We start from the raw sequence: 18,661 nt of genomic DNA on the forward strand, positions 1-18,661 counted from the left end.
TCTGGCTTTTTTCTCATATGCTACATTTAAGAGGCTTTCCTCTGGCCTGATGGCTCATCTTTTAACTTCCTTGTGTGACGCTGGGAAACCTTAATGCTCTATAACTCTGCCGTTAAAAAAGGGAGTTTGCTGCGCCGTTATAATCGGCTGCTCACCCGCTATAATACCCACCGCCATGAAGTATCGTTGGCACAAATCGCCGATACATTAGCCTGTACGTCGCGCTATGCGCGCTCTTTGCTCCATGAAATGCAGGAGGAGGGCTGGCTGGTGTGGAATTCCCGCCCGGGGCGCGGCGCGCTTGGCGTACTGCAATGCCGCATGAATGCGGCGGCGCTGGAGACGCTGGTGGCTGGTGAGTACCCGGCATCGGAAACCGAAATGGCGGCCGTGCAGGCGCAGCCGCACTATTCCAGCGATGGCTTTCGCTATTTCATCTCTTTCTACCGGCCGCTGCTGGCGCCGATTCCTTCCATCCACACCGATCGCGCCGGGCGGCATATTTTGCAAATGGTGCATGCCGGTCTGGCGCGCCATATTCCTGAGCAAGTTGCGCCGATCCCCGGTCTTGCCCATACCATCACCTGCAGTGAAGATGGATTGCGCTGGCGTTTTATTCTGCGTCGCGGTCTGGTGTGGCATAACGGCGAGCCTGTGCTGCCTGAGCAGCTTCGGCAGACGCTCGAGCGTTATGCCGGTGGCCCTGGCCTGCCGCATGTCATGGACGTGAAATGCGAAAATTATGTGCTGACGATGCAGCTCGGCCAGCGAGACAACATGCTGCTTTACCGGCTGGCAAACCCGGTTTATGCGCTACCGCATCCGCGCAACGGCTCCATTGGCCTGGGGCCATTTAAAGTGAGTGAGCACTCAAGCAGCCAACTGGTGCTTACCCGCGCGGCGTCCTGGTATGGTGAAACACCGCAGGCGTCGGAGATTGTTTACAACACGCCGCTCAGTGTCGCACCGCTGCCGGCGCTGGTGCGTCTGGATACGCCTCATTTGATGATTGCGCCGGAAGCCATGACCGAACGGGATAATGCCGACGCGTTCTACTATGTCACTTTCAACCAGGCACGCGGACGTTTAAATGCGCAGCAGCAGGCGTTTATCCGGCGCGTTACGCGCTGCATTTGCGCGGGGTTGATTGAGCGGGAAGAGACGCTCGGCCCGCTGCCGGAGTGGCTGCAGCCAACCCACGAGCCGGATGTGCAGGCGTTGTTGCCGGATAGCCTGAATCTTGTCTATTTCCGCTCAACGGAGATGCGCAAAGTGGTAGATGAGCTGGCAAAAAGCCTGCGTTATCGCGGGTGCAAGGTAACGTTGACGCCGATAAGCGTGACGCACTGGCTGTTGCAGGATAAAAACTGGGCCGAGCAGGATCTGTGCATGGGTTTTCTGCGTTTTGAGCAGCATGATGCTTTCAGCATGGAAGAGCGATACCGTCATAGCGTGATGTGGGCCTGGTTCTGGGGCGAAGCGGTCTGGCGGCGCGGGATCAGCATTCTTGATCGTATTAATGCCGGGCCTGCTGAGCGCTATAGCCAGCGCGTCAAAAGATTGATGCGCTTTCTCAGTAACCGCCGCTGGATCGTGCCGCTGCTTGCGCAACGCTACCGTCTTGTAACACCTGCCAGCGTGCAGGGGGTTTTTTGCTACCCGCAAAGCTGGCCCGATTTCACAAGGCTATGGACCGATGAGTCGCAGCCTGCCGAGAGCATACAACCGCAACAGGAGTAGCTTTTCTGGTTTAAAATGTCGTGATTTTCGTTAGTTTTGGTGTTTAAAATCGGAAATTGGCATGGAAAATTAACGCTGACGATATTAAAAGTTGCCTTGTGGTATCGTTTTTTCGTGCTTTTGCAATAAAGTTTAACTATAACAATGGGTTGTGGTGTTAACATCGCAGACGGCAGAAACTGGACGATTAAAAAAGATACGGTAGAATACGCCTCCGCAGTCATTGCCAAACACGCTGCCATCTATTTTTTTCGCTAATAAGATAAAACCATCAGAATATATCCATTAAAATATTAAATGGATATTTTTATGGTGTGTTATATCTCCTGTTTTTTTTGAATTACAGTAATTCCCATTCCTGACGTTTACCTTTTTTATATCTCCTCTTTGCATTTTAACTTTCCAGCTTGCGTGCTGAGAAAAATATGCAGACCTTTCCCTTGTTTCCTGTCTTTGTTGAGTTTCTGCTTGCCTTCCTTGCTTAACGCACTGAAAAAAAGGCAAAAAAAAATGCCACCCAAGGTGGCAATCGAAATAGTGGTTTTACATCACATATGACAACTAATGTACTGTTTAATTGCCACAGTAATATAGTTTAGTCACCAGGTTTCCCGACATATGGCAACTAAAGATCACGCCTTTCATCGAGAGGGGATTTAAGCAAAGCACCAATCAGAATGAACCGGTAAAACGTCCTGTTGCATTGCTTGAATGTATTTTCTCTATTTTTGATGCGTTCGTAAATAACCTTTTTTCTACCGATTGATATATCCGGGGGTAAAAAAACAGAACAAAAAAACCTTATTAAAAAAGTGCCAATTATTTACTCTGGTCATCCCCCGATCAGGCAGCATTTTTAACCGGAAAAAAAGGATCAAAATCAGCGCTTTTGTTTTTTAATGCGATTGACCTCACACTCATCGTCGGAATTTATGAAACATTTAGAAACATTTTTGTTAGGGGATGCCCTGGGAGCGGCATTCTGCGCGGGTTTATCGCTAAGACTAGTACGAAGATAACCAACGCTGATGGTCAAATAAACCGCACAGAGGATTGTGCTATGGATAAAGGCCGTAAAACAGAACGCAAGGGCGCATCGGGAAATTGCAGCCGTCCGGACAGGCGCTGAAGGCCAAATGAATACCATAACGCCACACAGGGTAAACCACCGAAACTAAACGGCAGCTAACCGCGCAGAAGAAAGGTGCTGGTTTTGGTGCCCGACTGCCGCGCAGAAGTAAACACCGGAACCGAATGCCAGCTAACAGCACAGAAGAAAGATGCTGGTTTTGGCGCCCGAACGCCACGCAGAGGAAAACGCCGGAACTGAACGTCAGCAAACAGCGCAGAAGAAAGGTGCTGATTTTCGCGCCCGAACGCCACGCAGAGGAAAACACCGGAACTGGAAGCCAGCTAACAGCGCAGAAGAAAGATGCTGGTTTTAGCACCCGAATGCCACGCAGAAGTAAACACCGGAACTAAACGCCAGCTAACGGTACAGAAGAAAGGCGCTGATTTTCGCGCCCGAACGTCACGCAGAAGAAAACACCGGAACTGGAAGTCAGCTAACAGCGCAGAAGAAAGGTGCTGGTTTCGGCGTCCTGACGTCACATAGAACACATTGCCGGAACTAAACGCCAGCTAACAGCATAGAAGAGAAGATCCGGGTTAAGAAAAGGGTTGGCTTAGCCATCGACCACCTGCCCGACAGCACGCCGAAGAAACCAATGGAATGAAATACCAGCCCGCAGCCCGCAAGAAAGGCCCATCACCGCGTCGGTAGGCTATGCCGAACGGATACAGGAGATGATGCGCAGAAAATCCGCGCATAGAGGGTTCAGGTACTATGCGTCAGGGGCAACGCGTGAGGCACGGGCAGGACATACACACCAGGCACAGGCAGGAGATACACACCAGGCGCGGAAGCAGAGAATCACTTCCGAACCTGGCGCGGGAAACAACACGGGCGGGTAAGTCGCCATGACATGGTGTTAATGCTGAATGCTGCACAGAGAAGACGTCGCGTTAAACGGAAATGCGGTAAACATTACCCGAAGCATCATTGCTGCGGCTTCCGCTTTCGCCATAAAGCTGCGTGGTGGTGGCCGTCTGGCTGACAATCTTTTTGAAGTCGTTCATCTTCTTCATATGCATGTTCAGCAACTGATAGCTCTTTTGGTTGAGCTCAGCCGATTTTCGCACTACCACGGTAATACGATCCCAAAGCGTGGCCAGTTCGGAGTGGCGCGGATAGGGAAACGTCAGCTTATGCTGTTTCTCTTCCTGCTTGCGCTGCTCATCATAAAAGTTAATCGCCGACAACAAACGGCTCTTGTTGTCGGAGATCACTTGCAGCGAAACCGGGTTGATCTGGGCGCGGCTAAGCTGACCAATTTCTTCCACCAGGGTCGCTTCAAGCTCACCAAGCAGCTTATACAGTTTGTTCAGAATTACGGGTAAGTTTTCCATCATTCACGTGCACGTTGAGATTATGAGAATCGAAAGATGTCGCGTACCAACGCGCTGGCGATTTTATCGCTGTCCAGGTGGAGTTCACCTGCATCCATCTTCGCTTTAATGGCGGCAAGACGTTCCGTATCAATATCACGGCTGCCGTCATTTTTTATTTGCTGCGTCAGCTGGCTAAGTTTGACCTGCGTACCAGCCTGCTGGGCGTCTGTTTTCCCCGATTGCGCTGGCTCATCATTCATGACTCTGGTCTCAACGAGCGGTTGTTGAGTGCCGGTTGCCTGAATAGGAGTGGCCTGGCGGGTGCGTTCAATGTTCATACGGATCCTGGTTTTCTATGCGGTGGCTCTGTATTAAAGATATCGGCACGGGGAAAATAAAACTGAAATCAGTTCGACAGGCTAATGCTCACTTGGCCTTGTCCTGTTACGGTGGCGACCACCACCTGGCCGGTGCGCGTCTGTACTCTGACGCTTTCATCAAGTGCCGCGTTATCCAGCGCTTTTCCTTTGGCATGGATCAGAAAACCGTCGCCCGGCGCGGTAATTTCGACAGTGCGATTAGCAATCACCGCCCAGCTGCGGCGCAGCTGATTATCCGCCAGTGGCGACCCCGGCTGGATGATGCGCGTGGGCGTGCTGCCAATGATGCGCTGCGGATCAAGCAATAAACCGGCCGGTAAACGATCCAGTTCGCCGCTCACGGGCTGGATATCCTCTGCGCCGATAATCTGCCCCGGTTTCAGCGTCTGCGTTGCCACCCAGTACCTGCCGGTGGCACTAATCTGAATCTGAATGAACTGCTGTTTTTTACCGCATCTGGCGATGACGCTGCGCCGGCCGGTCAGGCGCACGGAGCGGCCAGAAAGGCGTAAATCCGGCTGTGCGCATAATGCGGCGAGTTTGGCCGCTGGGGTAAGAATGTTAATGCGCAGCTGCGGCTGATTTTCTGTTTGTTTATTGTCCGCGGCCAGCAAGGTGGCGATCCTGGCTTCGAGATCGCTATTTTCCGGCGCGCTGGCAAAAGCCGGTGAGAACGGGCTGCAGAGCGCGAAAATCACGATAAGCGACCTGATAAGGGACTGCGGCATAATGGGATAAACCTGCCTTATAATATAAAAGAGCAATAGGATTAATATTTTTTTTATTGTAATTCAGGAAGGCTATTTTCTTATCAATTAAATGCCGTCAGTTTTGACAGCATTTCACTGCATTGATATTTCAACTTTTAAATATAAGCTTCTTTTTGGCAAATTAAGCGAAAGTGAATTGGCTAAATGCGTCTACTTCTGTCGGATTTTTAAGGTATAGATTTATTAGGTTGTCTCTTAGACTATGCCCCGTAATCAATTTCGAAGTAAGCGAGTCATTTCATGTTTGATAAACTTGATAATGAATTGCGTTTCCAGCAGCAGGCGTTAAGCCTGATGTCACGGCGGCAGGATATTTTAGCGTCCAATATCGCGAATGCCGATACGCCGGGATACAAGGCGCGAGATATTGATTTTTCGAAAGAATTGAAAAATGCAATGCAGCAGGAAACGCGTCATCCATTAACACTAAGTTTAACAGCCGGGAAACATATTCCTGGCGTAGCGCCGAAAACGGACAATCGTCAATTACTTTATCGTATTCCCGATCAGCCAAGAGCTGATGGAAACACTGTCGATATGGATCGTGAACGCGTTAATTTTGCTGACAACAATGTCAAATATCAGACGAGTCTAACGATTCTCGGCGCTCAAATAAAAGGTTTAACGAGTGCCCTTAACCAAGGTCAATAATTTTCATGTCGCTGTTTAGTGTTTTCGATATTTCAGGTTCGGCAATGGCTGCCCAATCAAAAAGACTTAATGTCAGTGCCAGCAATATGGCGAACGCCGACAGTATTGCCGGTCCGGATGGTAAACCGTACCGCGCGCGTTCGGTGGTTTTCAATGTCGATAACTCCGCCGGTCAGGAGATTGGCGGGGTGAAAGTGAGCGGCGTTACGGAATCCACTGCGCCGGACAGACTGGTTTATGAACCCGCAAACCCACTGGCGGACGACAAAGGTTATGTGCATATGCCGAACGTCGATGTGGTGGGTGAAATGGTCAACACCATTTCTGCATCCCGCAGCTACCAGGCCAACGTCGAAGTGATGAACTCGGCGAAGAACCTGATGCTGAAAACGCTGACGCTGGGCCAGTAAGGATTAAACGATGGCAATTTCACCGGTCATGACCCAAAGCGCCACGACGACGAAAACCACCTCGTCGTCCGGGGCTAATAACACCAGTAATACCAGCGTTGGTAACGGCTCCAGCGCCGACGACTTGCTGAACAACTTTATGACGCTGCTGGTTGCACAGATGAAAAACCAGGATCCCACCAGCCCCATGGACAACAACCAGCTGACTGCTCAGCTGGCGCAGTTCAACACGGCGGCGGGTGTCGAGCAGCTCAACACCACCATGAACAGCATGGGCACGCTGGTCGCCAGTATGCAGCAGATGAACTCCGCTGACTGGGTAGGCCGCGACATCATGGTTGAAGGCGAACCTTCAGTTTCCACCGCGCAGGGCGGAAACCAGAAAGTCGGGCTTTCCCTGAACAGCCCGGCGGATGAAGTCACCGTCACGCTGACCGATCCGGCCGGTAACGCCTATACCGCGAAGCTGAAAAATGTGGACGCGGGCGTGCATCAGTACTCGCTGGATGATTTTGACGATTTCCAGCCGAGCGACCCGCGCTTGCAGGCCGACGCGAACTTCAAAGTGTCGTTCTCGGCCACCAACGCCGACGGCAGCACGCCAACCATTACCGCGCTGAAACCGGCGAAAGTGCAGAGCGTCTCCTTCACCAACTCAGGGGCGGTACTGCAACTGGGTGTTAATGGTACCGCCTCGCTGAGTGACGTTTACCTCATCGAGTAATTTTTAGTTTGGATTTTGCGCAACCCGCGCACAGGAATTTATCACATGGGTTTTTCTCAAGGTCTTAGTGGATTAAACGCCTCTTCACAGGCGCTGGATGTTGTAGGTAACAACATCGCCAACTCACAAACGGTCGGTTTTAAATCAGGTTCTGTGGCTTTCGCCGATGTGTTTGCCGGTTCTCAGGTCGGCATGGGCGTACAGGTTGCTGGTGTGAACCAGAACTTCAGCGATGGCGTACTTGGCGCAGGCAGCAGCCCGCTGGATATGGGTATCCAGGGCAATGGCTTCTTTCGCATGGTGACCGAAGCGGGTCGCGTATTTTACAGCCGTAATGGTCAGTTCCAGAGCGATGAAAATGGCTACGTCGTCAATAACCAGGGCATGCGCCTGACCGGTTATATGGCAACGGGTACCCCGCCGGCGATCCAGCAGGGCGCTCCGGTAGGACCGATTCAGATCCCGACCGGGCAGATGCCAGCGCGTGCGTCTGACGCAGGTTCCATTTCCGGTAACCTGAATTCCGGTAACGACGTTGTCACGGTAACGCCTTTCGATCCGGCTGATGGCAAATCTTACAGCTATTCCACCCAGGTTAACGCTTATGACAGCCTGGGCAACGAGCATGCGATCAACGTCTATTACGTGAAAACGGCGGATAACCAGTGGACGGCTTACTCCGTGGACTCCACGTCGCCGGGCACCACCAGCTCCGTCAACCTGACGTTTGATACCTCCGGCAAGCTCACCACCAACCCGGCGAATCTGCCGGTGGTGGGTGCCGCTTACCAGGGCGGCGCGGCGCTGAATTTCAACCTCGATCTTTCCGGTCTTTCTCAGCAAGCCTCGGAAAACACCATGGACAGCCCAAGCACCACCGGCTACCCGCCGGGACTGATGAACGGCTACACCGTCGGTGATAACGGCCAGATCATCGCCTCCTACAGCAACGGTGAAAACCAGCTGCTGGGCCAGGTAGTGCTGAGCAACTTCACCAACCCGGGCGGCCTCCAGTCGGCGGGGAACAACTGCTGGACGGAAACCCCGGAATCGGGCCAGCCGGTGATTGGTATTGCCGACACCGGTAACCTGGGTTCGCTGCGCGGCAACATGCTGGAAGCGTCCAACGTGGATCTGAGTAAAGAGATGGTGAACATGATTGTTTACCAGCGTAACTACCAGTCCAACTCTCAGACCATCAAGACCCAGTCTGAGCTTCTGCAAACGCTGGTTAACCTGGGTTAAGAGTAGCGCTTCATGGATCACGCGATTTATACCGCAATGGGGGCCGCGAACGCGGCCCTTAACCGCCAGGCGGTGACTTCTAACAACCTGGCGAATGCTTCTACCACCGGTTTTCGTGCGCAGATCGCGGCGTTTCGCGCGATCCCTGTGCAGGGGCCGTCGATAGAAACCCGCACCATGGTGGCGGAATCCACGCCGTTTAGCGACAACACCATGGGCGCGATGCAGGCCACCGGGCGCAGCCTGGATGTGGCCATGCCGCAAAACGGCTGGCTGGCAGTGCAACTGCCCGATGGCAGTGAAGGCTACACCAAAGATGGCAACATCGAAGTGGATGCCGAAGGCCAGTTGCGGGTGCGCGGTATGCCGCTACTCGGTGACGGCGGCCCGGTAGCCGTACCGCCGCAGGCGGAACTGACTATCGCGGCGGACGGCACCATCACCGCGCTGGGCGCAGGGGATGAGCCTTCAGCGCTGGCGCAGGTGGCGCGCCTGAAAATGGTTAACGCCACACCGAACACGCTGAAACATGGCGACGACGGTCTGTTTCATGTCGCCGATCCGGCTGCGGCACAGGTGCTTCCCGCTGATGCCGATCTGCGCCTGATGCCCGGCATGCTGGAAGGCAGCAACGTCAGCCCGGTGAAATCGATGGTGGACATGATCGCCACCGCGCGCGGTTTTGACATGAACATGAAAGTCATCACCACCGTTGATGATAACGAACAAAAAGCTAACCAGTTACTGAGCGCCGGTTAAGCCCCGGTAAGGAGAAAAACACCATGATCCGTTCTTTATGGATTGCGAAAACCGGCCTCGAAGCCCAGCAAACCAATATGGATGTGATTTCCAACAACCTGGCGAACGTCAGCACCAACGGCTTTAAACGCCAGCGTGCGGTGTTTGAAGATCTGATTTATCAGACCTTACGCCAGCCGGGCGCGCAGTCTTCCGAGCAGACCACCATCCCTTCTGGTTTACAGCTGGGTACCGGTGTTCGCCCGGTTGCGACCGAGCGTATTCACAGCCAGGGCAGCCTGACGCAGACCAACAACAGCAAAGACGTCGCCATTCAGGGCAGCGGTTTCTTCCAGGTACAGTTGCCGGATGGCACCACCGCCTATACCCGCGACGGTTCGTTCCAGTTTGACCAGAACGGACAACTGGTGACCTCCAGCGGTTACCAGGTGCAACCGGCGATCACCATCCCGCAGGACGCGCAAAGCCTGACCATCGGTAACGACGGTATTGTCAGCGTGACCGTGCCGGGGCAGACCGCGCCGCAGCAGGTGGGTCAGCTGACGCTGAGCTCGTTTATCAATGATTCCGGCCTCGAAAGCATTGGTGAAAACCTGTATCGCGAAACGCAATCGTCTGGCGCACCGAATGAATCCACACCGGGTTTAAACGGCGCGGGAACCCTGAAACAGGGCTACGTCGAAACCTCGAACGTTAACGTCGCAGAAGAGCTGGTCAACATGATCCAGACACAGCGCGCCTACGAAATTAACAGTAAAGCGGTGTCGACGTCCGACCAGATGCTGCAACGACTGACCCAACTTTGATCCCTGGCCGCGGGCGTTGCTCGCGGCTGCTTTACCTGTAGTGAATGAGATGACCAATCACCCTTGCTCTGTACGTACGCTTTGTCGTTTTGCAACGACCTTTATGCTGATTTCCGTGGTTACCGGCTGTGCCTATATCCCGCAAAAACCGTTGGTGGGGGGCGAAACCTCCGCTATGCCTGCACCGGTCGCTGCCGCTACCGCGAATGGCTCGATTTTTCAGACAGGGCAGGCGATGAATTATGGTTATCAACCGATGTTTGAAGACCGCCGCCCACGTAACGTCGGCGATACGCTGACCATTGCGTTGCAGGAAAATGTCAGCGCCAGCAAAAGTTCCTCGGCGAGTGCCTCGCGTGACGGTTCCACCGATGTCGGCGTTGCCGGCGTACCCGGTTTTATGGCCGGTCTGGTGGGCAACGGCAAAGCCGATGCGTCGATCAGTGGAACGAATGACTTCGCCGGGAAAGGCGGCGCGGCGGCGAAAAATACCTTTAGCGGCACCATCACCGTGACGGTGAAACAGGTGCTGGAAAACGGCAACCTGGCGGTTGTCGGCGAAAAACAGATTGCGATTAACCAGGGGACTGAGTTTATCCGCTTCTCCGGCATCGTGAACCCACGCACGATCAGCGCCAGTAACACCGTTATCTCCACCCAGGTGGCGGACGCGCGCATCGAGTATGTCGGTAATGGCTATATCAACGAAGCGCAGCAAATGGGCTGGCTGCAGCGCATGTTTCTTAACCTTGCACCTTTTTGATTGATGATGAAAACGAATTTCTTAACCCGCTGCCTGGCGCTGGTGTGCTGTCTGTCTGCGCTGGTAGCCGGGCAGGCCAGCGCGGAGCGGATCCGCGATATCACCACCCTGCAAGGGGTGCGCGGCAACTCCCTGATGGGCTATGGCCTGGTTGTCGGGCTTGATGGTACGGGTGACCAGACCATGCAGACACCGTTCACCACCCAGAGCCTGAACAATATGCTCTCGCAGCTCGGTATCACCGTGCCGGCGGGCGTGAATATGCAGCTCAAAAACGTCGCGGCGGTAATGGTGACAGCGGAACTGCCGCCGTTTGCCCGCGCCGGTCAGCAAATTGACGTGGTGGTCTCCTCAATGGGTAACGCGAAAAGTCTGCGCGGCGGCACGCTGCTGATGACCCCGCTGAAGGGCGCGGATAGCCAGATTTATGCGCTGGCGCAGGGGAACCTGTTGGTTTCCGGCGCAGGTGCGCAGGCCGGTGGCAACCGGGTGCAGGTGAACCAGCTCAATGGCGCGCGCATTAGCGGCGGCGCAACGGTTGAACGTGAAGTACCGTCGAACTTTGCCGGACAAGGCTCGCTCAAGCTCCAGCTTAATGAAGATGATTTCACCGTAGCGCAACAGGTGAGCGATGCCATCAACCGCCGTTTCGCGGGTGCCGCGTTTGCGGAAGATGCGCGCACCATTAGCCTGCGCGCACCTGCCGACAGCGCCGCGCGTGTGCGTTTCCTTGCAACAGTGCAGGATATCCCGCTGCGCGTGGATGCGGGCGATGCGCGAATTATCATCAACTCGCGTACCGGCTCGGTGGTGATGAACCGCCATGTTTCCCTCGATTCCTGTGCGGTTGCGCAGGGCGATCTGACGGTAGAAGTCGCTAACAACACCCAGGTGAATCAGCCGAATACGCCGCTGGCAGGCGGGCAAACGGTGGTCACGCAAAACACGCAGCTTTCCGTGCGTGAGCAAAACGGCTCTCTGCAACGCGTGAACACCAGCACCGATTTGAACAATGTGGTTCGTGCGTTAAACAGCCTTGGCGCATCGCCGAATGATTTGATGGCGATCCTGCAATCTATGAAAACCGCAGGCTGCCTGCATGCTCGTCTGGAGATTAACTGATGATCGGCCCGGCAATGACTCAGGGGGCGGCGTTTGACGCGCACAGCCTCGACAAGTTGAAACTGGCCGCCCGCAACGACGCTCCGGATGCGCTAAAGGCGGTGGCGAAACAGATGGAAGGCCTGTTCGTGCAGATGATGCTCAAGAGCATGCGCCAGGCCTCCTTCAAAGACGGGCTGTTTAATACGCAGCAGTCGGAGATGTTTACCTCGATGTATGACCAGCAGCTGTCGCAGAACATCGCCGAAAAAGGAAAAATGGGCTTTGCCGATCTGATGGTGCAACAACTGACCGGTAAACCCGCCTCAACCGTGGAAAATGTCACCGCGACGCGTGAAGTGCCGCTTAATATCAGCCCGGCACGCTTTATCAGCGTGCCGCTGCGTTTGCAGCCGGTTGAGCCTGACGAGCAGCCGGCGGAAAAAGCCGCCACGGCGCAGGCGGAAATACCGGCAGCTCCGGGTGGCAGCTTTATTTCCCGCATGATGGCACCCGCGATGGCGGTCGCGCGTTTAAGCGGTATTCCGCATCAATTAATTATTGCGCAGGCGGCGCTGGAATCTGGTTGGGGTAAACGCGAAATTATGACCAGCGATGGTAAACCCAGCCATAACTTATTTGGCGTGAAAGCCACGGCGGACTGGCAGGGTGAAACCACGGAAATCACCACCACGGAATATGAAGGTGGCGTCGCACAAAAAATAAAAGACAAATTTAAAGTTTATTCCTCTTATGCCGAGGCGCTGGAAGATTATACGTCGTTAATAAGTCGTAGCCCGCGTTATAAAAATGTTGTGAAATCTGAATCGCCGGAAATAGCGGCAAAAGCGTTGCAGTCTGCCGGATATGCAACCGATCCCGCCTATGCGAAAAAATTGATCAGCATCATTCAGCAAGTGAAGAATAACGTGAATCAGGCGGCTGAAGCTTATTCGTCAGATTTTTCTTCATTATTTTAACCGTCAGGCTTTAGTGAAATTTTGCAAGGCCGATAAATATAAGAGAGCGCTACTTTTATCAGGGGCGTCTTACCTCCTCCTCTGGTTAGGATCGATAACATATGAATTTAATCAACCTGGCCCAGAATGGGCTTAACGCTGCGCAGAATGCATTGAATGTGGTGGGGAATAACCTGTCAAATGCGACGACTGCCGGATACAGCCGCCAGAATATTGTCCTGGGCGAAGCGGGTGGCAAATCCACCAATTATGGTTTCTTCGGCTATGGCGTAAAAGTAGGCGACGTTCAGCGCGCTTATAATGGTTTTATGACCAACCAGGTGCGCGGTGCGGCAACGGAATTTTATTCCCTTAATAGCCGTTACGAGCAGGTTAGCCAAATTGATAACATGCTTGGCGATAGCACCAACAATATTTCCGTGACCACGGACAATTTATTCAAAGCCATGGAATCGGTCAGTAAAGATCCCGTTGACCCGGCGGCTCGCCAGGGGGTTATGGCTGAATTAAATGCTCTTGCTAACCAATATCGCAGCAGCAGCAAAACATTAAATGGTCTGGAGCAGAGCACCAACACGCAAATTAAACAGACCGTTGATGATATTAACTCCTATACCAAACAGCTGGCGTCGCTGAATAAGCAAATTGAAAAGATCCACGGTCAGACCGGCGGTATGCCTGCGGATTTACTCGATCAGCGTGACCAATTATTAGGCCAGTTGAGCGAGAAGCTCGGTATTAAGGTGACAGAAAATACCGATACCGGCGCGGTGAGTGTTTCCATGCAAAACGGCATGGCGCTGGTCAGCGGCGGCAAATCCTATGAACTACAGGCCAGCGCATCTGAAAGCAACCCGGCAAAAACCGTGGTGGCGTACGTTGATGCTTCGGGCAACGCCCTGCCGCTCGACGAAGGCAAAACCACAGGTGCGCTGGGCGGGCTGTTCAAATTCCGCAACGAAGACCTGGTCTCCGCGCGCGATCAACTGAACCAGCTGGCGCTGCAAATGGCCAACACGTTCAATGAAGTGAACGGCCAGGGTTACGACCTCGACGGTAATGCGGGTGCCGATATTTTCAACATCGGCAAGCCGCAAGCCATCGGCAATATCAACAACACCGGCACCGGTTCGCTGGATGTCAGTTTTGCCGATATCCCTGCGGTGAAATCGGAAAACTACGAACTGACCTTTAACGGGCCAGCCAGCACCGACTGGAGCATCACCACCGCCGACGGCCGCACCATCACGCCGACCATTGGCGGCAATGGCGAACTGGAATTCGAAGGGATCACGATTACCCCTGGCGGTACGCCGCAGCCGGGAGACAGCTTTACGCTGAACCCGACCGATGGCGTGGCGGATAACATCACCGTGGCGATCACCGATGGCGATCAGATTGCGGCGGCGAAATCTCCCGATCCGGCCGATCAGAGCGATAACGAAAACATGCTGGCGATGATTGGCATCAAGGATGAAAAAGTGGTGAACGGCATGACGCTGTCTGGCGCTTACGCAAGCCTTGTCAGCTCAGTCGGTTCTTCGGTCAGCGGGCTGAAAGCGGACATGAGCACCTCGGCGAATGTTTATGACCAGTGGGCGCTTCAGCAGCAGTCGGTATCCGGTGTCGACATCAATGAGGAGTACGTCAATTTGCAGATGTTTTCTCAGTATTACCAGGCGAACGCGCAAGTTTTACAGACGGCGACCACCCTGTTCGACACGTTGTTAAGTATTCGCTAAGTACGCCCGGTTAGCCGGGCCACTAAATGAAAAGTCAGGAATAAACGATGCGTCTTAGCACCAGTTACATGTTTCAAAACCGTATTGATAGCCTGTCGGATGCCATGAACGGTTATAACGATTTGTCCACGCGCCTCTCTGCCGGGCAAACGCTGCTGAAGCCTTCCGACGATCCGTCGGGCGCGTCGCAGGCGGTTATTTTGCAGAACGCGTTATCCAGAATGAGCCAGTACGACACGGCGCGCACCTACGCGCAGGATGCGCTGGGCCAGGAAGATAGTACGCTGGACTCTATCTCTAATCTGCTGTCTAAAAATTTGACGCAGAAAATTGTCGCCGGCGGTAACGGTACGTACTCCGACGAAGATCGCACGGCGCTGGCGCAGGAGTTGCAGGGTATTCGCGACAACCTGCTGGATCTGGCGAACGCCAAAAACAGCGACGGTCGCTACATCTTCGCCGGTTACAAAACCGGGGCCGCGCCTTTCCAGAAAGACGGTAGCTATGTCGGCGGTGATACCGCGATGACGCAGGTGGTTTCCGACAGCACGGAAATGCAGGTGGGGCATACCGGCAGCGATGTCTTTATGAGCGGTACGCCAGACGATCTGTTCAAAGCGCTGGACGCGGCTATTACGCAACTGCAGCAGCCGATTACCAGCGATGCCGATCGCCAGGCTTTGCAAACCACGCTGGACAGCACCAACATCAGCGTTAAGAAAAACATTGATAACCTCGGTAAGGTTCGCGCCACCGTCGGTACCAATATGCAGCAACTTGAAGCCCTGGGTTTCAGCTCTGAAACGCAAAATATCAATGTGCAAAGCCGGTTGCAGGAAACATTAGGTTCGGATTGGGATTCGATGATTACGTTATTGTCGCAATCAAAAATGTCGGAATTCGCGCTCAATTCGTCCATGACCGTATTTCAGTCGATGCAGCAACTTTCCATATTTAAAGTTATGGGATAACGCATTACAGGCCCGTCATTATTGACGGGTTTTTATTCACCCCGCATGTGTGAATCACTATCTGCGAAAAGATATTTCACCCTGTTTTTTTAGTTAGGTTTCATTATGTTTAAAGACTTAAAAATTTCCACCGGGATTAATATCCTGTTTGGGTTGTTAATTGCTTGTATTGTTGTGATATCTGCTTACGCGTTGACCAGTTCCCAATCGACAGCGGAAAACTTCGACGATGCCGTTATGACCAACACCAATATTGATATGTTAAATAGCGCAATCGTTGGTGTGTCTGGCGGGATGGCACATATTAACGCCGGTATGTTGGCCACCATGCTCAATGAACCACTTGAGCAAAGCGGTATTGACCGGGCAGTAAGCATGTTGAATAACGCCGAAAAGCAAATGGATAAATTTATGTCCACGCCTTTTCAAACGGAAGACGAGCGCACTATTGCCGCGAATATTCAAAAACACTTTGAAACTGTGCTGGCAGCTGCACGTAAGAAGGTAGAATTTATTCGCAACCCAACAGGTTATTCCGGAAATATTATTTCTGAAGCCAGAATGCGTGTCGCGCTGCAGGACGCTTCCGAAGAATATTTAGCGTATGCCGAACAATTGGTTGGCGGTTTTAGCGAAACGTCGCACAACGACACCCAGCGTATGACCTTTGTCTCTTTCCTGGCTCTGGCATTAGCGATTATCATCGCAGTGGGTTCGCGTATCTGGTTGAAACGCACCATCTTTAACCGTCTGGAACAAGCGATTACCTCTTTCCAGTCTATTGCTGAAGGCAATCTGAGCAGCAAAATTGAAGCGGGTGCGCTTAACGAAATCGGCCAAATGCTGCTGGAAGTTGAGCACATGCGCCAGTCGCTGACCGACACGGTTTATGGTATCCGTCGCGGCGTGAAACAGATTTACTCTAACGCTCAGGAAATCGCCACCAGCAACAACGATCTCTCTTCGCGCACTGAGCAGCAGGCGTCCGCTCTGCAGGAAACGGCGGCCAGCATGGAAGAGCTGAAAATCACCGTGCGTCAGAACGCCGACAACGCCCACAGTGCGCAGCAACTGGCTGAAAGCGCCAGCGTCAGCGCGCAGAAAGGCGGTGAAGTGATGACCAATCTTGATAAGATCATGACGGAAATTACGGCAAACTCCCGTCAAATTGCCGACATCAACAGCGTAATTGATAGCATTGCTAACCAGACCAACATCCTGGCGCTTAACGCGGCGGTTGAAGCGGCGCGTGCCGGTGAGCAGGGGCGTGGTTTTGCGGTTGTCGCCGGTGAAGTGCGTAACCTGGCGAAACGCAGCGCCGACGCGGCGAAAGAGATCCGCCAGTTGATCAACACCTGTGTTGCCAATATGAACATCGGCTCCCAGGAAGTGGAACTGGCTGGTTCTTCCATGCAGGAAATTGTGAAATCCGTCATTCAGGTAACCGACATCATGGCGGAAATTACCTCAGCATCGGATGAACAAAGCACGGGAATTAACCAGATTGCGCAGGCGGTTAATGAAATGGACCTGGTTACCCAACAGAACGCCAGCATGGTAGAAAACGCCGCGCGAACTGCAACCAGCGTTGAAGAGCATGCCAGCGAGCTGGAACAAATTGTCGCTCAGTTTACCGTTAATGAGAACCATGTTTCTGCCGTCGCTCGTGAACGAAATAACAGCGAAACATTGCGCCCTGTTATTACCACTGCCAAGCGAGATTATGTTCCTGCCAAGAAAATGGAAGGCGACTGGGAAACATTTTAATTAGCTGTGGGTTTCGTGGGGAAATAAAGTCACGATATGTTCCACTTTCCGGTTGCTTATCATGCTATTTGAATTGGCGATAATCGATAATAATTTTAGTCAATTATTATCATCCCGGAAATTGTAATAGTGAATGGATTATATAGCCCTGACGGGTTAATTCAGAAAGACCAGTTATGGACCAAATATGGTTATTTGGTTCGCTACGAAGCGTTAAAGATGCAGTCTAAATTATCGTCAAGTGTTGATATTGACGATCTTATTCAGGCGGGTGCCATTGCGCTTCTGGATGCAATCGAACAGTTTGACCCCAAAAAAGGGGTCAAACTCACGGTTTACATTGCGCAGCGTTTACGCTGGGCCTTTATGGATGAATTACGTGAACACGATTGGGTACCTCGTCGCGTTCGTCGTAAAACCCGTGAAGTTTCTTCTGCCATTATGCGCGTTGAGCAACGTGCTGGTGGTGTGGCAAGCGAGTCGGACGTCGCTGCTGAATTAGGTATGAGCTTGCAGGAATATCAGCAAGTATTATCTGATACCAATACCAGCATGCTCTGTTCACTCGACGAGCTGCAGGAATTACTGGCAGATGGTGTTGAGCTGTCAGAAATGGAACAGGACCATCTTGACCCGCTAAATGATGTTCTGTTAGGCGATTTAACAAAGCAGATCAGTAAGGAGATCAGAGAACTTCCTGAGCGCGAGCAGATGCTACTCAATTTATATTATCAACAGGAGTTGAATATGAAAGAGGTTGGTTCACTGCTGGGTATTACCGAAACGCGCGTCAGCCAGTTGCATAGTCAAACCATCAAACGTTTACGTGCGCGTCTGGAAGGAAGAGGCTGGGAATAATCAGATATCAGGAAAATCCTACTCCGATTAATTATTGATTCGGCCGGCTTTCCTTACTGGGTTCATTATTTCCGTTTCACCTTGATTTCTTAAACTAAAGATCGGCATTAAAGTTGTTACATAGTGGTTACACAGCAAAAGGACGGTAATTGCAGTATGGATTACCTTATACAAGGGGAATGGTAATGAACGTAACAAGTTTTAATGAGCCGACACAATGTATCCGGGACTTGAACCTTTCTTATTTGTTATTGGCGCAGCGCTTAATTCATGAGGACCGCTTTACCGCAAAGTTCCGCCTTGGATTAAGTGATGCCACGATCGATATTGTGAAAGGATTAACGTTTCCACAACTTATTAAACTTTCGTCAACCGGTCAGCTTATTTGCCGGTTACGCATTGATAATGAAACAGTCATTGACTGTTTAACCAAAGATTCCCGTATTGATGCTTTGCAAAGTATCCATACCGGAATCATTTTATCCACTGATTTGCTTAATTCTCTTTCTGGGAAAGAGCCTTCGAGATCCTGACAGCGGAGTT

18 protein-coding genes are annotated in these 18,661 nt (G+C 52.5%); 15 read left to right on the forward strand and 3 right to left on the reverse strand.

The features are described from left to right. Positions 1 to 93: 93 nt before the first annotated feature. Positions 94 to 1,740: an SgrR family transcriptional regulator gene (locus O3S68_RS16010; protein WP_269231924.1), complete on the forward strand. Its 1,647-nt coding sequence runs from the start codon at positions 94 to 96 to the stop codon at positions 1,738 to 1,740. Between the two features lie 2,025 nt (positions 1,741 to 3,765). On the opposite strand, the gene O3S68_RS16015 is transcribed toward O3S68_RS16010, so the two are convergent. From O3S68_RS16015 to flgA, 3 genes are all read right to left on the reverse strand, one after another. Continuing rightward, positions 3,766 to 4,212 carry a flagella synthesis protein FlgN gene (locus O3S68_RS16015; RefSeq protein WP_020454870.1) on the reverse strand — a complete coding sequence of 149 codons (447 nt, stop codon included), beginning with the start codon at positions 4,210 to 4,212 and terminating at the stop codon, positions 3,766 to 3,768. A 17-nt stretch (positions 4,213 to 4,229) separates the two neighbouring features. Beyond that, positions 4,230 to 4,529, reverse strand: a complete 300-nt coding sequence (gene flgM, locus O3S68_RS16020; RefSeq protein WP_020454869.1) for a flagellar biosynthesis anti-sigma factor FlgM — start codon at positions 4,527 to 4,529, stop codon at positions 4,230 to 4,232. A 68-nt stretch (positions 4,530 to 4,597) separates the two neighbouring features. Then, positions 4,598 to 5,299 (reverse strand): flagellar basal body P-ring formation chaperone FlgA, encoded by a 702-nt coding sequence (gene flgA, locus O3S68_RS16025; protein WP_269231925.1) that lies wholly within the window; start codon positions 5,297 to 5,299, stop codon positions 4,598 to 4,600. Between the two features lie 282 nt (positions 5,300 to 5,581). Here flgA and flgB point away from each other — a divergent pair, with 282 nt between their 5' ends. The 14 genes from flgB to flhD all read left to right on the forward strand — a co-directional run bounded on the left by flgB (position 5,582) and on the right by flhD (position 18,651). Beyond that, positions 5,582 to 5,992, forward strand: a complete 411-nt coding sequence (flgB, locus tag O3S68_RS16030) for a flagellar basal body rod protein FlgB (protein ID WP_017459378.1) — start codon at positions 5,582 to 5,584, stop codon at positions 5,990 to 5,992. A gap of 5 nt (positions 5,993 to 5,997) precedes the next feature. Then, positions 5,998 to 6,402 (forward strand): flagellar basal body rod protein FlgC, encoded by a 405-nt coding sequence (gene flgC / locus O3S68_RS16035; protein WP_020454867.1) that lies wholly within the window; start codon positions 5,998 to 6,000, stop codon positions 6,400 to 6,402. A 10-nt stretch (positions 6,403 to 6,412) separates the two neighbouring features. Next, entirely contained in the window at positions 6,413 to 7,126 is a 714-nt protein-coding gene (locus O3S68_RS16040) for a flagellar hook assembly protein FlgD (RefSeq protein WP_269231926.1), read from the forward strand. A gap of 45 nt (positions 7,127 to 7,171) precedes the next feature. Beyond that, positions 7,172 to 8,371 (forward strand): flagellar hook protein FlgE, encoded by a 1,200-nt coding sequence (gene flgE, locus O3S68_RS16045; RefSeq protein ID WP_020454865.1) that lies wholly within the window; start codon positions 7,172 to 7,174, stop codon positions 8,369 to 8,371. A gap of 12 nt (positions 8,372 to 8,383) precedes the next feature. After that, a complete protein-coding gene (locus O3S68_RS16050; protein WP_020454864.1) occupies positions 8,384 to 9,130 on the forward strand; it encodes a flagellar basal body rod protein FlgF in 747 nt (248 codons plus the stop codon). A 23-nt stretch (positions 9,131 to 9,153) separates the two neighbouring features. Continuing rightward, a complete protein-coding gene (flgG, locus tag O3S68_RS16055; RefSeq protein ID WP_017459383.1) occupies positions 9,154 to 9,936 on the forward strand; it encodes a flagellar basal-body rod protein FlgG in 783 nt (260 codons plus the stop codon). Between the two features lie 103 nt (positions 9,937 to 10,039). Further along, on the forward strand, positions 10,040 to 10,699 hold the full coding sequence (locus tag O3S68_RS16060; RefSeq protein WP_020454863.1) for a flagellar basal body L-ring protein FlgH: 660 nt from the start codon (positions 10,040 to 10,042) through the stop codon (positions 10,697 to 10,699). Between the two features lie 3 nt (positions 10,700 to 10,702). Beyond that, positions 10,703 to 11,821 (forward strand): flagellar basal body P-ring protein FlgI, encoded by a 1,119-nt coding sequence (locus tag O3S68_RS16065; RefSeq protein WP_020454862.1) that lies wholly within the window; start codon positions 10,703 to 10,705, stop codon positions 11,819 to 11,821. Beyond that, positions 11,821 to 12,780, forward strand: a complete 960-nt coding sequence (gene flgJ, locus O3S68_RS16070) for a flagellar assembly peptidoglycan hydrolase FlgJ (protein WP_269231927.1) — start codon at positions 11,821 to 11,823, stop codon at positions 12,778 to 12,780. The genes O3S68_RS16065 and flgJ overlap by 1 nt, the downstream gene beginning before the upstream one ends. A 101-nt stretch (positions 12,781 to 12,881) precedes the next feature. After that, entirely contained in the window at positions 12,882 to 14,522 is a 1,641-nt protein-coding gene (flgK, locus tag O3S68_RS16075) for a flagellar hook-associated protein FlgK (protein WP_020454860.1), read from the forward strand. A 47-nt stretch (positions 14,523 to 14,569) separates the two neighbouring features. Beyond that, positions 14,570 to 15,493, forward strand: coding sequence for a flagellar hook-associated protein FlgL (gene flgL / locus O3S68_RS16080; protein ID WP_020454859.1), 924 nt, complete (start codon positions 14,570 to 14,572; stop codon positions 15,491 to 15,493). 105 nt (positions 15,494 to 15,598) lie between these two features. Continuing rightward, the gene (locus O3S68_RS16085; protein ID WP_269231928.1) at positions 15,599 to 17,260 is read left to right on the forward strand and encodes a methyl-accepting chemotaxis protein; all 1,662 of its coding nucleotides are present in this window, start codon (positions 15,599 to 15,601) and stop codon (positions 17,258 to 17,260) included. A gap of 129 nt (positions 17,261 to 17,389) precedes the next feature. Continuing rightward, positions 17,390 to 18,118, forward strand: coding sequence for an RNA polymerase sigma factor FliA (locus O3S68_RS16090; RefSeq protein ID WP_020454857.1), 729 nt, complete (start codon positions 17,390 to 17,392; stop codon positions 18,116 to 18,118). A 185-nt stretch (positions 18,119 to 18,303) separates the two neighbouring features. Then, a complete protein-coding gene (gene flhD, locus O3S68_RS16095) occupies positions 18,304 to 18,651 on the forward strand; it encodes a flagellar transcriptional regulator FlhD (protein WP_020454856.1) in 348 nt (115 codons plus the stop codon). The last annotated feature ends 10 nt before the right edge of the window (positions 18,652 to 18,661 follow it).

It is taken from the genome of Kosakonia sp. SOY2 (assembly GCF_027109175.1).
Classification (GTDB): Bacteria; Pseudomonadota; Gammaproteobacteria; order Enterobacterales; family Enterobacteriaceae; genus Kosakonia.